Source organism: Paracoccus sp. UBA5162, assembly GCF_002413585.1.
Taxonomy (GTDB): domain Bacteria; phylum Pseudomonadota; class Alphaproteobacteria; order Rhodobacterales; family Rhodobacteraceae; genus Paracoccus.
The window spans coordinates 32,950-48,122 of sequence record NZ_DHXG01000079.1 but is presented as its reverse complement, the minus strand read 5'-3'; the positions used below and the strand labels follow the sequence as shown (position 1 = coordinate 48,122).

Here is a 15,173-nt window from a genome sequence, read left to right as displayed (position 1 = left end):
TGATGTGGTTGCTGAACGCCACCACGGAAAAGCAGCGGACCGGCCTGGCGGAATATTTCAACCCGACCCTTGTGCGCACTCCGGGCGCGTCCGGAGACGGGGTCGAGGCAGGCATGCGCTCTGCCGTCGTGCAGGACCTGCCCGACAGTGAAAAGGCCGCGGAATTCGACGACATCTCGCGCCGGATCCAGAATCAACTGTCCGGAACAGGCGCCGAATCGATGCAGATGACGAATCTGCTGCGGCATGTCGTGACCCGGATGACCGATGAAGGGCTGGTGATCGAATTGTCTGACCTGACCGAGCAGCCGCTTTTCATGGATGACACCGCACAGCCGCAACCCGCACTTGAAGAACTGGCCCGGATCATTGCCCGCGTTCTGGGCCAGGTCCGCAACCAGATCGCAATAGCCGGTCATGTGCGTGCCTATCCCGAAATGCTGGTGACTTCGCCTGTCTGGGCGCTGTCGGATGCCAGGGCTCATGCGGTTCGCAACCTGCTGGAACGCGGGCGGCTGGATCCGCAGCGGATCCAGCGTGTGACGGGATATGCCGATCGCAAGAACCGCTCGGCCAATCCGATGGACCCGGTCAACAACCGGATCGAGCTGATTTTACTGAGATAGACGATTTTGGCCTGCCGCGATTAGGCGAATCTTAAGGCCCGTGCCGCAAGGTGCCTGTCAAACCTGTACTCGACGAAAGGTCACTTCATGTCCATGTCATCCGCGATGAATGCCGGCGTTGCCGGTCTGTCGGCGAATTCGACCCGTCTGGCGACCATTTCGGACAATATCGCCAATTCCGGAACCTACGGCTACAAGCGGATGGAAACGGACTTCAACGCTTTCGTCCTGCAGCAGAACCGCACGGCCGGGCTTTACTCGGCGGGCGGTGTTCGGGCCAGCACGCAGCGGATCATCGATGAAGACGGCGCGCTCGTCACCACGTCCCATCCTCTTGATATCGCCATCAGCGGGCGCGGAATGTTGCCCGTGACCTCGGCGGTCGACATGGACAACGGCTTTGACGAACTGCCCTTCATGATGACCCGGACAGGCTCGTTCCGAACCGATTCGGAGGGCGTGTTGAGGACCGAATCCGGCCTTGTCCTGATGGGCTGGCCGGCGCAGGCGGATGGTACCGTGCCGCTGATGTCGCGCGACACGATGCAGGGTCTGCAGCCGGTGCAGATCTCTGCCAACCAGACGTCGGGCGACCCGACGACGCGCGTCAGCCTTGGTGTCAATCTGCCGGCGACCGAGACCGAGCCGACCGCACCGGGTGATCCGATGAGCCTGAAGGTCGAATATTTCGGCAATCTGGGAACCTCGGAATCACTCGATTTCACCTTTACCCCGGACACGACCGATCCGACCGGCATGTCGAATATCTGGACCGTCGAGGTCCGCGATTCCGCCCTCGATCCGACGGCGAACGTGGTGGGCAGCTACCGGATCGAATTCGACGACAGCATGTCGGATGGCGGCAGCATTCGCAGTGTCACCACGCTGAGTGGCGGCGCCTACGACGCGGCCACCGGCAATCTGGGACTGACGGTGGCAGGTGGTCCGATGGACGTGTTCATCGGGACGCCCGGCGGCACGACCGGCTTGCGCCAGCTCTCGGCCAGCTTCTCACCGACCAATATCACGAAGAACGGATCTCCGGTCGGACAATTGACGACTGTCGAGGTCGATCAGGACGGTTATCTCAAGGCGACCTATGATACCGGCTTCGTCCGCACTCTCTATCAGGTGCCCGTGGTCGATGTTCCCAACCCCAATGGGCTCATTTCACTCGACGGCCAGGCGTTCAAGATTTCTCCGACCTCGGGTAATTTCTTCCTGTGGGATGCCGGCGATGGGCCGAGCGGATCGGTCCAGGGCTATGCGCGCGAGGCTTCGACGACGGATGTGGCCGAAGAACTGACCTATCTGATCTCGACCCAGCGGGCCTATTCGTCGAACGCGAAGATCATTCAGACCGTGGACGAGATGCTGCAGGAAACCACGAATATCAAACGCTGACCCGGAAGGCGGCATCTGGCCAAGGAGACCGGAGATGAGTATCGCAAGGGCGCTTTCGAACGCGATGTCGGGGCTGACGGCGACGGCACGCGGGACCGAAACGGTCGCCGCCAACATGGCGAACGCGATGACGCCCGGATATGCTAGGCGCGAGCTTGCCGTTTCCGTTCAGACCCTGGGCGGCAATGGCGGTGGTGTCCGCCTGGACGGTGTGACCCGCGTCGTCAATGCCAGCCTTGTCGCCGAGTCGCGCCTTGCCGGATCGGCCAGCGCCGAGGCCGGGATTCGCTTGAATTTCCAGTCCGCGATGGAAAAGCTGGTCGGCCTGCCGGGTGAAACCGGCGCTTTGGCGACCCTGCTGGGCGATTTCCGCACGGCACTGCAATCGGCGTCCGCTCGTCCCGATGATGAGATTCGGCTGGGCCAGGTCGTCATCGCGGCGGATCGTCTTACGAAGGGTTTGAACGCCGCTTCAAACCAGGTTCAGAAGTCGCGCCAGATGGCCGACCAGGCTATCGCCGCAGATGTCGCGACCCTGAGCGCCTCTCTCGAGCGGGTCGCATATCTGAACCGGCGCATTTCGATCCTGGAATCGAACGGCTCCGACCCCTTGTCTCTGATTGACGAAAGGGCCTTGGTCGTCGACCAAATCTCGAAGATCGTGCCGATTCAGGAAGTCGCGCGCGAGGCGGGCAAGATCGCATTGTTTACCATTGAAGGGGCGGTCCTGCTGGACGGAACCACACCGACCGAGCTCTCCTTTACAGATTCAGGCGAACTGACCGCTGACAGCGTGGTTGGAAGTGGCTCGGTCACGCGACTGTTCGAGAATGGTCAGGAATTGTCAGCCAGCCAGATGCGCCCTTTCGCCGGTGGTTCGCTGTCGGCGAATTTCGCCATCCGCGACGATCTGGCGCCTCAGCTTCAGCAAGAGCTGGACGCTCTGGCCTTCGAATTGCACGAGCGACTGGCGGATCCATCCGTGGATCCTTCCATCACGGCGACTGATCCCGGCCTTTTTACCGATGCAGGATCGCGAGCGGACGTGGCATCGGTCGCCGGACTTGCCGCCCGGCTGCAGTTGAACGATTCGGTCAGGCCGGAAAGCGGTGGCGCATTGTGGCGCATCCGCTCTGGCGCGGGCGCTGTTTCCAGTTCCGCCGTGGGGGATTCAACCTATCTCAACGCGCTCGCCAACGCGCTTGAGGCGGTCGGCGCACCGCTTGCGGGCAGCGGCTTCGACGGCAATGCCAGTTTCGCGGCGCGGCTCGCCAGTGTCGAATCGCGGGTCGCCACGCGCCGAGTAAATGCGGAAGCAGACGCTGCGGTCCGCAATTCCCGTGCTGAAACGATTTCCTCGCGCTTGATGGCCGATGGCGTGGACAGCGACGCGGAAATGCAGCGCCTCTTGGAATACGAACAGGCCTATGCGGCGAACGCCCGCGTGATCCAGGCAATCAACGAGATGATGGACCAAATTCTGAGGCTTTGACCATGAACGTGAATTCTTTGGGTGATCAGGCACGCGCCTTTGCGTTGCAGGCCGCCTCGAACCGGATCAAGACAACGCTTGCGACGCTCAGCGATGAATTGTCCAGCGGCGAGGTCAAGGATTTGTCCGGCCGTTTGGGCGGGAATACGCGCGTTCTGAACGACATCGAATCGCGATTGTCGATGGCGGCGCAATACAGCCGGAACGCGAGGGAAGCGGCATCACTGACCCAAGGGATGCAGGACGCGCTGGTTTCCACGAACGACATGTCGGTTGCCTTGTCGTCGGCGCTTTTGTCCGATGCCGGCAATGCGACCGTCACGACCCTCGCTGCTCATGCGGCTGACGCGGCCGGCGTTTTCGAATCGACCGTTGCGCGTTTCAACGGGGCCGTGGCTGGACGCTATTTCTTCGCGGGTACGAATACCGATCAGCCGCCGCTGATGGCGGCCGGACAGATTCTGGACCAACTTGAGACGGTTGTTTCGGGGTTGAATACCGCAGGCGATGTGACTGCTGCCGTTGCAGCCTGGTTTGATGCGGCGCCGGGTGCAGGGGGTTTTTCCGACTTGGCCTATTCCGGAAGCGTGGACGAAGCGCAGAACATCGCGATTGCGGAAGATAGCAGCATCGTGCTGCGGACCACGGTGCTGTCTCCGGCCCTGCGCGACCAGTTGAAGGGTTTGGCAACCGCGGCGCTTCTGGATCGTGGTGTCCTGGCGGGTGATCACGCGGAAAGAAGCGCATTGTTGCAAAACGCGACCACCGCGATCGTTTCCAATCGCGATTCTCTGCTGTCAGAAATGGCGAGAATCGGATTGAACCAGCAATTGGTCGAGCGTGCGCAGAGCGAGACTTCAGCGGTCGAGGCTACGCTGACCAGCGCCCGCAACCAGATCAGACAGGCCGATCCCTATCAGACCGCTGCGGCAATCACCGAGGCCCAGAGCCAGCTTCAAACGCTCTATGCGGTGACTGCGAGGCTGTCAAAACTCAGATTGGTGGATTTCCTGTGAAACGACTGATATCATTTGTCTGTTCGCTTGTCATGCTGGTGCCCCTGATCGCAGGGGCAGCCCCGGTTCGCATCAAGGATCTGGCTGATTTCGACGGAGTTCGCGGGAACGATCTGGTCGGCTATGGCTTGGTCGTGGGCCTGGACGGCACCGGCGACGGTTTTCGCAATGCACCTTTCACCGAGGAAATGCTTGCCGGCCTCCTGGAGCGGTTGGGGGTAAATGTCACCGACGAAGCACTGCGATCGAAGAACGTCGCCGCCGTCGTCGTGACAGCGACCTTACCACCCTTCGCGCGGTCGGGCAGTCGCATCGATGTCAGCGTCTCTACCATAGGCGATGCGAAAAGCCTGCTTGGGGGCACGTTGGTCATGACCCCGCTTAAGGCTGCCGATGGAGAAATCTACGCCGTGGCGCAAGGCTCGATCATTGCGGGTGGCGTTTCGGTTTCCGGCCAGGCGTCGCGCGTCGTCCAGGGCGTGCCGACAGCCGGTGCCATACCGGTTGGCGCGCGTGTGGAACGCGAGGTTCAGTTCGATTTTGCGGAGATCCAGAATATCCGCATCGCCCTGAGGAATGCCGATTTCACCACGGCCACCCGCGTAGAGGACGTGATCAACCGCGACTTCAAGCTTCGCATCGCGACGACTCAGGACAGCGGCACGGTGATCGTGGAGTTTCGCAACCTTGGCGAGGTAAACCCCGCCCGGGTATTGGGTCGGATCGAGAATCTGACCGTCGAACCCGAGGATCGCGCGAAGGTAGTGATCGATCCGAAGGCCGGAACAATCGTCATGGGGGAAAAGGTGCGCATTTCGCGCGTTGCCGTTTCGCAAGGCAACCTGACCCTCAGGGTCAGCGAAGCCCCGGTCGTCTCCCAGCCAAATCCCTTTGCCCAGGGGGAAACCGTGACTGTTCCGCGAACATCGTCAGAAATTCGCGAGGAGCCGGGCATCGGCTTTGCCGAGGTTGCGGGCGAAACGTCGCTGAGCGATCTTGTCGAAGGGCTGAATTCACTGGGCGTCAGGCCACGCGACATGATCGATATTCTGAAATCGATCCATGCCGCAGGGGCGCTTCATGCCGATCTGATCGTCGAATGAGGTCCGGATGAAGGCGAATCGGCGAAGTCGGAAGCGGCAGGTCGGATCAGGCCCTCTCCGCGGTTGAAGTTCCAGCTGTTTTGAGGTTGGATCCGCGGGAAAGCGATTGATGGCATCAGCATGTATATCGAGAAGACCGACTTGGATGGCGTGCTGATCATCACCCCGATCCGGCATGGTGACGACAGGGGGTTCTTCTCTGAAAGCTGGAGCAGAAAGTCGCTGCTCGAGGCAGGTATCGATCTTCCCGAATTCGTTCAGGACAATCATTCCCTGTCTTCGCATGCCGGAACACTGCGCGGGCTTCACTATCAGGCGCCACCACATGCGCAGGGAAAACTTGTCCGTTGCGGTCGCGGACGGCTTTTCGACGTCGCCGTGGATGCCCGGCAAGGCAGCCCGGATTTCGGGCGCTGGATCGGGGTCGAGCTTTCCTTTGCAAACGGCCGGCAGATCTGGATCCCGGCGGGCTTTCTGCATGGTTTCGTGACGCGCGAACCCGAAACCGAAATCGTCTACAAATGTACTGATTATTATGATCGTGCCAGCGACGGTGTCGTCCGCTGGGACAGCCTGGGGATCGATTGGAGTGTGGCGGATCCCGTTCTGTCGCAAAAGGATGCCGCAGCCCCTGCCTTCGGCGACTGGACGAGTCCATTTGCGCTCGGGGAACCGGGATGAGGATTCTTGTCACCGGCGGCGCCGGTTTCATCGGCTCAGCCGTTGTGAGGCGGGCTATCGAACGCGGGCACCAGGTCGTGAACCTCGATGCGCTTACCTATGCTGCGAATCCGGCAAATGTTGCGAGTGTCGCGGGAAATCCGCGCTATTTTTTCGAAAAGGCGGACATTCGCGACCGGGCGGCGCTTGATCGCGTGATCGCCCGCCACCGTCCAGAGGCGATCATGCACCTCGCGGCTGAAAGTCATGTCGATCGTTCGATCGACGGACCTGCGGCCTTCATCGAGACGAATATTCTGGGAACTTTCAATCTGCTGGAGTCGGCAAGGGCCTATTGGGTCGCCCGAGGGCGGCCGGATCACTTCCGCTTCCATCACATCTCGACCGACGAGGTTTTCGGCAGTCTCGGCAATGAAGGACAATTCATCGAGGACACGCCCTATGATCCGCGCAGTCCCTATTCGGCAAGCAAGGCAGGCTCCGATCATCTGGCAAGGGCATGGCACGAGACCTATGGCCTGCCGGTCGTTCTCACGAATTGTTCGAACAACTACGGGCCTTTTCATTTTCCCGAAAAGCTGGTTCCGGTCGTCATTCTCAGGGCACTTGCAGGACAAAGCATACCCGTCTACGGCGATGGCGGAAACATCCGCGATTGGCTCTATGTCGAGGACCATGCCGATGCCTTGCTGCTGGTGCTGGAAAAGGGCCGGACGGGACGCAGCTACAATATCGGCGGAGAAAACGAGGCGACCAATCTGGAACTGGTACGGATGATCTGCGCGCAGATGGATGTCTTGAAGCCCGAAAATGGGCCTCATGGGCGGCTTGTCACCTTCGTGCCTGACCGGCCGGGGCATGATCGCCGTTATGCCATCGATCCCACACGCATTCGCAGCGAATTGGGATGGCGTCCCTCGGTGACCATAGAGGAGGGGCTGCGCCGGACCGTCCGGTGGTATCTGGACAATCCCGCGTGGTGGCAGCCCTTGCTGGGGCGGGACGGCGTCGGGAAGCGGTTGGGGACCGGTCGGTGAAGGGTTTGCTGGTCTTCGGTCTGAACGGACAACTGGCGCGGGAATTGCGTGGCCTGGCTCCAGAGGCGATTTTCCTCGGCCGGCAGCACGCGGATCTGTCAAGGCCGGAGCGCTGCGCCAAGGTGATCGGGACAATCGCACCCAGCGTCATCGTGAACGCAGCCGCCTATACCGCCGTCGACCGCGCCGAGACGGAGCGCGACCTTGCCTGGAAGATCAATGCCGAAGCGCCGGCCGAGATGGCGCGAGCGGCGAAAGCGTTGGGCATTCCCTTTTTGCATGTCTCGACCGACTATGTCTTCGACGGTTCAAGCCTGACGGCGTGGTCCGAGGATGATCCGACCAGAGCACTGGGGCAATACGGCGCCAGCAAGCTGGCCGGCGAACAGGCCATCGCCGATACGGGTGGGCGATGGGCCGTCCTGAGGACGTCATGGGTCTTTTCGGCGCATGGCAGCAATTTCGTGAAGACCATGCTGCGCCTCGGCGCGGAAAGGGAGATTCTGTCCATCGTCGCGGACCAGTCGGGTGGACCGACCCCCGCGAGGGATATTGCTCAAGCCCTGCTGCACATGGCAAGTCGGATGCTGACTGCAGAAACAACGCGCGGCATCTATCACTTTGCCGGAACCCCCGACGTGTCCTGGGCGGATTTCGCGCGCGAGATCTTTTCACATGCCGGCCTCACCTGCGAGGTGCGCGATATCGCGACGGCGGATTACCCGACGCCCGCCCGGCGCCCTTTGAATTCCAGACTGAACTGCCGCAAGATCGAGCGGGATTTCGGAATTTCACGCCCGGATTGGCGCGTTGGTCTGCAAGATGTGCTGCGTCAGTTGAAGGAGACAGCATGACCACGCGCAAGGGCATTGTGCTGGCAGGCGGATCGGGCACCCGGCTCTATCCGATCACGATGGGCGTGTCGAAGCAGCTTCTGCCGCTCTATGACAAGCCGATGATCTATTATCCGATCAGCGTTCTCATGCTGTCCGGAATCCGTGAGATCGCGATCATCACCACGCCGGAGGACCAGACCCAGTTTCAGCGACTGCTGGGTGATGGCAGCCAATGGGGACTGCGTTTCGAATGGATCGCGCAACCCTCGCCCGACGGGTTGGCCCAGGCATATCTTCTGGCCGAGAATTTTCTGGCCGGTGCACCCTCGGCGATGGTGTTGGGCGACAACATCTTCTTCGGGCATGGGTTGCCGGTGTTGCTGCAATCGGCCCATATGCGATCCGACGGCGGGACCGTTTTCGGTTACCGTGTCGCCGACCCGGAACGCTATGGCGTGGTGGATTTCGATGCGGCAGGCCGCGCGCGGGCGATCATCGAAAAGCCTGAAAGACCGCCTTCGAATTTCGCGGTGACTGGGCTGTATTTCCTCGACGGCAGCGCGTCACGGCGTGCGGCAAAGGTGCGACCTTCCGCACGGGGCGAGCTTGAGATCACGACATTGCTGGAAAGCTACCTTCAGGAAGGCGCGCTGACCGTCGAAAAGATGGGGCGCGGCTTCGCCTGGCTGGATACGGGAACCCATGCAAGCTTGCTGGATGCGGGAAATTTCGTGCGCACGCTGGAAAATCGGCAGGGTCTTCAGACCGGATGCCCGGAAGAAATTGCCTTCGAGGCCGGATGGATCAGCGCCGATCAGCTGAGCGCGCGTGCCGAGAAATTCTCGAAGAATTCCTACGGGCGGTATCTTCGCGCGCTGCTGGGAGATCGCGACTGACATTGGTGCCGGTGTCTTGCCGCTCAACTGGTCTGCCGTGCGATATCCTCGATCAGGACGGCGTCGATCTGCAGGTCCGTCGCGGCGCGGGCGGCCTTGAGCAATTCTTCGCGCAGAACGCGCTGTGACGGTTCGGTCGTGAAATTGCCGTCGAAACCGCCGGTATTGGCCTGGATCATCAACTGACGCAGCAAGGCGTCGCGCAGCCGGGATTCCTGCTTCTGCACCTTTTCCAGTTGTGCGGCATCGGTTTCGATGGTCAGGGTCACGATCATCATCGCGCCCATGTCGCCGTTTCGCATCAGCGGCACGAAGAATTGCGAAGGGAAGGTGAACCAGCCACGACCTTCGGTCTTCTCGTCGTTCCCACCGGAATCTCCATAGCCCGAGGACGCGCTGGCATCGGCCTTCGCGTCTTTTTCGCCGCCTGCCTGATCGGCCCGAGCGTCATCGGCGGGTTGCTGCTTGCCCTCCGTCGACGAGGCGATTTCGGTATTCCCGCTTTCGGTCGAAGGGCGCAGGATCTCGCCGCCGGCGATGCCGCCGCCAAGCGCGGCAAGCGGCAGCAGGAATGTCAGGATCTTCTTCATCGGCGGTCCTCAATAGGGCAGAAGGATATCAGCGATCTGCTGGCCATAGCGGGGTTGCTGCACATCCGTGATCTGCCCCCGACCGCCATAGGAAATGCGCGCACCGGCGATGCGGTCATAGGCGATCTCGTTGTTGCGGTCGATGTCGCCAGGCCGCACGAACCCGCTGACCGTCAGTTCGCGCAATTCGTAGTTCACCCGGACCTCTTGGGTGCCCTCGATCTGAAGGGTTCCATTGGGCAGCCGGTCGGTGACCGTCGCCGCGACCCGCAAGGTCAGCTTGTCGCGACGCGAGATATTGCCGCTGCCCTTGTAGGTCGAAGATGATTTCGCGTCGGCCAGATTGTCGAAGCTGGCGCCGTCCGGCAGCTTGTTGGCCAGCCGCTGCGGAATGCCGGCCATCTGCGGCATCGACATCTTGTCGCCCGCCGCGCGCGAACGGCCCGACGAATTGCTGATCTCTGCGCGATCGTCGATCTGGATCACCACCGTCAGGATGTCGCCGCGCGTCGCCGCACGCCGGTCGGTGATCAGAGAGGATGTGGTCCCGGCCCACAGCGATGCCGCAGCCTCCGGTCGGCCAGAATCGACCGGAATTTCCAGCGGCGGATTGGTCATGGCGATGAATTCCTCGCCTTCGCGGGGTGAGGTCAGTTGCGGCGGCCGGCCGATATTGGCGGCGCGGGAACAGGCACCCAATGCAAGGGCAAGGCAAAGCAGGTGGATCGGTTTCATCGGAATTCCTTGGCTTCTGCGCCGCGTCAGTTCAGCGTCGTGAGGCTGCCGTCTTCTTCGACGAGAGCATTGATGATGGAACGTGAATCGAGGTTCATCACCCGGATCACGTCGCCCGCCGCACCGTCCGACAGCGTCCGGCCCTGGGCATCGATCCGCAAGGCGCCGCGACGGAATGACAGGCGCACGATCTGGTTGCGCCCGACCAGCTTCGGGGCTTGCAGCAACGTCGCCTGGATGGGACGGCCCTCGTATATCGTGATGCGGGTCTGCAACCCGATGGCCTGCGACGGATCGTCCAGACCGGGCCGTTTGCTGTCGATGGCCCTGAGATCGGCGGCGGTGATGATGGTGCCCGCGGGCAGGGTGCGCGCCGCCGCCAATCCGCCGGCCGAGGCAGGCAGGGCGACCAGCAGCGCCGCGATTGTTGCAAGCGCCCGCATCACCGCACCTGCGTCGTGGCGCCGAGCATCTGGTCGGCGGCGGTGATGACCTTGGCGTTCAATTCGTATCCACGCTGTGCCTGGATCAGTTCGGTGATCTCGCGAACCGCGTCGACCGAACTGTCTTCCAGATAGCCCTGCCGCAAGGTGCCCAGACCCTGCTGACCGGGATTGGCAACGCCGGCCGCGCCAGAGGCCGCGGTTTCGAGGAACAGGTTCGACCCGATCGCCTCCAGCCCCTTTTCATTGGCGAAGCCGGCAAGCGTCAGTTGCCCCAGCAATTCCGGCTCGACGCGATCGTTGAAATAGGCATAGACCTCTCCCGCGGCGTTGATCGAGATTGATCGGGCATCATCGGGAATGGTGATTTCCGGCACCACGGGGTAACCATCCGAGGTCACGATCTGGCCTTCGGGTGACCTTTTCAGTCCGCCATCGCGTGTATATCCCGAGATCCCGGAGGGAAGCGTCACCTCCAGATAGCCGTCACCGTCGATCGCCAGGTCCAGATCGCCGCCGGTCTGGGTCAGCGAACCTTGCTGCAGGTTGATGCTGACGGCGGTGGGGCGGACGCCCAGGCCCAGTTGTACGCCGGCCGGGATAACGGTGCCATCGGCGGCGGTGACGGTGCCGGGGCGGGTGGCCTGCTGATATTGCAGATCCGCGAATTCGGCGCGCCGGGCATTGTAGCCGGTGGTGGACATGTTCGCGAGATTGTTCGAGATGACCTCGACCCGCGTCTGCTGCGCGCTCATGCCGGTTGCGGCGATTTGCAGGGCTCTCATGCTGTTTCCTCTCAGCGTGTCATGGCAGAGATCGCGTTACGGATCCGCTGGTCCTCGCGATCCAGAAAGGACTGGCCCAGCTCGTAGGCGCGCTGGACTTCGATCATGCGGGAAATCTCGAACACCGGATCGACGTTGGATTCCTCGAGAAACCCTTGCTGGATGCGCGGTGCCTCGACAGGCTCGGCATCGCCATCCAGTGCAAAGAGGGTTCCGCCCTGACGGGTCAGGTCGGAACCTTCCGGCGCATCGAACACGCCGATCCGGGCAAAGGGCGCACCATTCGCGGACATCGTGCCATCGGCGCCGACGGCGACCTTTCCCGCACCGGCGGGCAGGATGATCGGCGCCTGGCCCTCGTCCAGCAGCCGGTTGCCGTCGGCCGTCATCAATTCGCCTTCAGCCGATGGCAGGAAGGCGCCGGCGCGGGTCAGGCGCGGCCCGTCGGGGGTTTCGACCATGAAAAAGCCATCGCCCTCGATGGCGAGATCCAGGTTGCCATTCGTTTGCGTCAGCACGCCCTGCTTCAGGTCCAGCATCCGGCCGCGCGCATCCGCCATCGAAAGCGTATCGCCATTGCGGTCCAGCGCAGACAGATTCTCGGCGAAGATCACCCCTTCGCGGCGATATCCGGTCGTGTTCGCATTGGCGATGTTGTTCGCGACCACGCGCATTTCCTTCATCAGGCCCGATTGCCGGGTCAAAGAGGCGTAGATGGCATTTTCCATGGATCAGCCTCCGGCGATCAGGGGGATGATCTGGCCGAGATAGAAATCGGACAGCGCGGTGGTCATGAAGCTCATCGTGACCCAGAAGACGATCAGCATCAGCCCGACCTTGGGCACGAAGGTCAGCGTCAGTTCCTGCACCGAGGTCAGGGCCTGGAACAGGCCGATGACGACGCCCGCGACCAGCGCGACACCCAGCATCGGGGCAGAAATCCGCACCGCGATCAGCAGCGCCTGGCGCATCATGTCGAAAAGCAGAGTTTCGCCCATGGCTCAGACCGGCATCCGCAGGATTTCCTGATAGGCCTCGACGACCTTGTCGCGAATGGCGACGACCGTTTCCATCGCCAGTTCGGACTCGGCGATGGTCTGGACAAGCTGCTGGGTCTCGACCGAGCCGGTCATGGCGCCGGTCGAGGCGGCGTCGACCTGCGACATCTGGAGGGCGAAATCCTCGGCCGCCTGAGAGATTTTCTCGATCGCCGGTGACGATTGTCCAGGCGCCACGGCGCTGCGGGCGGCGGAATAGGCATTGGCGGCGTTCAGGCTGTTGATCATGGAATATCCTTTCAGCGGCGAAGAAGTTCAAGCAACGAAGAGCCCATCTGTCGGCTCTGTTCGAACATCTTCAGATTGGCCTCGTAGCTGCGGCCGGCTTCGCGGGAATCGGCGATCTCGATGACCAGATCGACGTTCGATCCGAGGTAATAACCGTCCTGGTCCGCAAGCGGGTTTGACGGATCATAGATCTGCGGCAGTTCGGACTGGTCCAACAGCGTTCGCGAGGTCTGAACCTCTCCGGTCGGGCGGCCGAAACGGACGGCCTCTTCGAAGGCGACCAGCTTTCGGCGATAGCCGGGCGTATCGGTATTGGCGATGTTTTCCGCGGTGCGGCGCAGGCGTTCGCTTTGCGCGCGCATTCCCGAGGCCGAAAGCTGCAGGGGCGAGACGGGGTCGGACATGGGTTTTTCCTTCAGCGGCGGCCGATGCTGGTGCGCATCAGGTTCAGGGCGGAACGGTAGATTCCCAGCGACAGATCGTGATCGCGCTTCAGTTCGGCCGCTTTCACCATCTCGTCCTCCAGCGAGACCGAATTGCCGTTGGGTGAGGTTCCGCTTGTCTTGGAGAAGGCGCGCATCGCGGCCGGCGACCACTCGGGCGTGGCCATATGGCGCGGATCCGTCGTGCGCATCGTGGCGAAGCCTGTGCGCCGATATCCTTCCTCGAAGGGCTCCAGATCCTGGGCCTTGTATCCCGGGGTGTCGGCATTCGCGACATTGCGTGCCACAAGTGTCTGCCGCTGGGCGGCATTCTGACCCATGGCGCGGGCCATTCGCATCATCTCGATGTTATCAAACATGAGGCTTCTCCTCATTCGGCGATAACCCGGTCTTAACCCCAATTGGTTTAGAAACCGTTTCACAGGCAGGAATTGCCGCTGACGGAGAAAGCCGCGAAATGGATAAGATTGAATCGATCGTCGCCCGAATCCGGAATCTGCGTCCGGCGCAGTATTATGGGCAGGTGCAGCAGATGCGCGCCGGGCTGATTTCCGTCGAGGGATTGAACGGCCATGCCTCGGTCGGAGACAGGGTATTGATTTCGCTTCAGAAAGGTTGTGTCGCCGGAGAGATCGTCGGTCTTGCACCGGATGTTTGCGACGTGCTGCCCGAAGGCAATGCCGACGGCCTTTCGGTCGGGGCCGAGGTCGAGCTGCTGTTCGCGCCGACCATCGCGCCCTGCGATTCGTGGATCGGGCGAATCATCGACCCTCTGGGTCGGCCGCTGGACAACAGGCCGCTGCCCAAGGGGCTTCAGCCGCGGCCGTTCCGCTGCGAGGCGCCGCCCGCGGTCGGCCGCAAGCGGCTGGGTGCGCGCCTGGCGACCGGGCTGGCGGTCTTCGACACGCTGCTGCCCTTGGTCGCCGGCCAGCGGATCGGGCTTTTCGCGGGGTCGGGCGTGGGCAAGTCCACCCTGCTTTCGAATCTTGCACGTGGGGTAGAAGCCGATGTCGTGGTGATCGCCATGATCGGCGAACGGGGACGGGAACTGCGCGAATTTGTTGAAAAAACACTCGGCACCGAAGGGATGAAGCGGGCCGTGATCGTGACGGCGACTTCGGATCGCTCGCCACTGATTCGCAGGCGCTGTGCCTGGGCCGCGATGGCGGTTGCCGAACATTTTCGCGACCAGGGCCGCCATGTCCTGCTTCTGGCCGATTCGATCACCCGTTTTGCCGAGGCCCATCGCGAGATCGCCCTGGCTGCGGGCGAGCCGCCAAGCTATCGCGGCTTTCCACCCTCGGTGTCGAACCTGATCATGGCTTTGGCCGAACGCGCCGGCCCCGGCCTCGACGGCAGCGGCGATATCACCGGCATTTTCAGCGTCTTGGTCGCCGGGTCCGATATGGAAGAACCGGTGGCCGACATCCTGCGCGGAACGCTGGATGGTCACGTGGTGCTGGACCGCGCAATCGCCGAGCGCGGAAGATTCCCGGCAGTGGATGTGGTCCGGTCGGTATCGCGGTCCTTGCCCGACGCAGCCACGCCCGAGGAAAACGCGATGATCGCCAAGGCGCGCGGGGCGATGGGCGCTTATGCGGAATCAGAACTGATGATTCGCGCGGGCCTCTATGCGCCGGGGTCGGATCCGCGACTGGATGAGGCGGTCAGGCTTTATCCGCAACTCGATGATTTCGTGGCCTTGTCGGGAAACAGCATCGCGCAGAGCTTCGAGCGCCTGTCCGAGGCTCTGCGCCTGCCACAGGCCGCCCGTCCGGCAAGACGGGCGGGATGAAGGAA

General features: G+C 62.1%; 19 protein-coding genes. 10 read left to right on the top strand and 9 right to left on the bottom strand.

Translation table 11 applies throughout. The features are described from left to right. From B4A72_RS13335 to rfbA, 9 genes are all read left to right on the top strand, one after another. A partial coding sequence (locus tag B4A72_RS13335; RefSeq protein WP_292978797.1) for an OmpA/MotB family protein occupies nt 1–626 on the top strand: 626 nt, incomplete at its 5' end. Between the two features lie 87 nt (nt 627–713). Beyond that, on the top strand, nt 714–2,030 hold the full coding sequence (locus tag B4A72_RS13330; RefSeq protein ID WP_292953165.1) for a flagellar hook protein FlgE: 1,317 nt from the start codon (nt 714–716) through the stop codon (nt 2,028–2,030). Between the two features lie 64 nt (nt 2,031–2,094). Next, nucleotides 2,095–3,522 (top strand): flagellar hook-associated protein FlgK, encoded by a 1,428-nt coding sequence (gene flgK, locus B4A72_RS13325; RefSeq protein ID WP_292978795.1) that lies wholly within the window; start codon nt 2,095–2,097, stop codon nt 3,520–3,522. A 98-nt stretch (nt 3,523–3,620) separates the two neighbouring features. Then, complete coding sequence (locus B4A72_RS13320) at nt 3,621–4,538, top strand: flagellin (RefSeq protein WP_292953159.1); 918 nt, start codon at nt 3,621–3,623, stop codon at nt 4,536–4,538. Nucleotides 4,539–4,570: 32 nt separating this feature from the next. Further along, complete coding sequence (locus tag B4A72_RS13315) at nt 4,571–5,641, top strand: flagellar basal body P-ring protein FlgI (protein ID WP_292953156.1); 1,071 nt, start codon at nt 4,571–4,573, stop codon at nt 5,639–5,641. A gap of 120 nt (nt 5,642–5,761) precedes the next feature. Next, the gene (gene rfbC, locus B4A72_RS13310; protein WP_292953153.1) at nt 5,762–6,322 is read left to right on the top strand and encodes a dTDP-4-dehydrorhamnose 3,5-epimerase; all 561 of its coding nucleotides are present in this window, start codon (nt 5,762–5,764) and stop codon (nt 6,320–6,322) included. Then, nucleotides 6,319–7,359 carry a dTDP-glucose 4,6-dehydratase gene (gene rfbB / locus B4A72_RS13305; RefSeq protein WP_292953150.1) on the top strand — a complete coding sequence of 347 codons (1,041 nt, stop codon included), beginning with the start codon at nt 6,319–6,321 and terminating at the stop codon, nt 7,357–7,359. The genes rfbC and rfbB overlap by 4 nt, the downstream gene beginning before the upstream one ends. Then, a complete protein-coding gene (gene rfbD / locus B4A72_RS13300; protein WP_292953147.1) occupies nt 7,356–8,213 on the top strand; it encodes a dTDP-4-dehydrorhamnose reductase in 858 nt (285 codons plus the stop codon). The genes rfbB and rfbD overlap by 4 nt, the downstream gene beginning before the upstream one ends. Beyond that, complete coding sequence (rfbA, locus tag B4A72_RS13295) at nt 8,210–9,091, top strand: glucose-1-phosphate thymidylyltransferase RfbA (RefSeq protein WP_292953144.1); 882 nt, start codon at nt 8,210–8,212, stop codon at nt 9,089–9,091. Before rfbD ends, rfbA begins: the two co-directional genes overlap by 4 nt. Nucleotides 9,092–9,114: 23 nt before the next feature. Here rfbA and B4A72_RS13290 read toward each other — a convergent pair whose 3' ends face one another. The 9 genes from B4A72_RS13290 to B4A72_RS13250 are packed head-to-tail and all read right to left on the bottom strand — an operon-like array spanning nt 9,115 to nt 13,732. Beyond that, a complete protein-coding gene (locus B4A72_RS13290; RefSeq protein ID WP_292953141.1) occupies nt 9,115–9,681 on the bottom strand; it encodes a hypothetical protein in 567 nt (188 codons plus the stop codon). A 9-nt stretch (nt 9,682–9,690) separates the two neighbouring features. After that, a complete protein-coding gene (flgH, locus tag B4A72_RS13285) occupies nt 9,691–10,416 on the bottom strand; it encodes a flagellar basal body L-ring protein FlgH (RefSeq protein WP_292953138.1) in 726 nt (241 codons plus the stop codon). A gap of 26 nt (nt 10,417–10,442) precedes the next feature. Beyond that, nucleotides 10,443–10,859: a flagellar basal body P-ring formation chaperone FlgA gene (gene flgA, locus B4A72_RS13280; RefSeq protein ID WP_292953135.1), complete on the bottom strand. Its 417-nt coding sequence runs from the start codon at nt 10,857–10,859 to the stop codon at nt 10,443–10,445. Beyond that, nucleotides 10,859–11,644 (bottom strand): flagellar basal-body rod protein FlgG, encoded by a 786-nt coding sequence (flgG, locus tag B4A72_RS13275; protein WP_292953132.1) that lies wholly within the window; start codon nt 11,642–11,644, stop codon nt 10,859–10,861. Before flgG ends, flgA begins: the two co-directional genes overlap by 1 nt. 11 nt (nt 11,645–11,655) lie before the next feature. Then, nucleotides 11,656–12,372 carry a flagellar hook-basal body complex protein gene (locus tag B4A72_RS13270; protein WP_292953129.1) on the bottom strand — a complete coding sequence of 239 codons (717 nt, stop codon included), beginning with the start codon at nt 12,370–12,372 and terminating at the stop codon, nt 11,656–11,658. Nucleotides 12,373–12,375: 3 nt separating this feature from the next. Continuing rightward, a complete protein-coding gene (locus tag B4A72_RS13265; RefSeq protein ID WP_292953126.1) occupies nt 12,376–12,642 on the bottom strand; it encodes a flagellar biosynthetic protein FliQ in 267 nt (88 codons plus the stop codon). 3 nt (nt 12,643–12,645) lie between these two features. Next, nucleotides 12,646–12,930: a flagellar hook-basal body complex protein FliE gene (locus B4A72_RS13260; RefSeq protein ID WP_292953123.1), complete on the bottom strand. Its 285-nt coding sequence runs from the start codon at nt 12,928–12,930 to the stop codon at nt 12,646–12,648. A gap of 11 nt (nt 12,931–12,941) precedes the next feature. After that, complete coding sequence (gene flgC / locus B4A72_RS13255; protein ID WP_292953120.1) at nt 12,942–13,334, bottom strand: flagellar basal body rod protein FlgC; 393 nt, start codon at nt 13,332–13,334, stop codon at nt 12,942–12,944. Nucleotides 13,335–13,345: 11 nt separating this feature from the next. Then, nucleotides 13,346–13,732 carry a FlgB family protein gene (locus B4A72_RS13250; protein WP_292953117.1) on the bottom strand — a complete coding sequence of 129 codons (387 nt, stop codon included), beginning with the start codon at nt 13,730–13,732 and terminating at the stop codon, nt 13,346–13,348. A 98-nt stretch (nt 13,733–13,830) separates the two neighbouring features. Between B4A72_RS13250 and B4A72_RS13245 the strand changes: the two genes are divergently transcribed. After that, a complete protein-coding gene (locus tag B4A72_RS13245) occupies nt 13,831–15,168 on the top strand; it encodes a FliI/YscN family ATPase (RefSeq protein ID WP_292953114.1) in 1,338 nt (445 codons plus the stop codon). Nucleotides 15,169–15,173 lie beyond the last annotated feature (5 nt).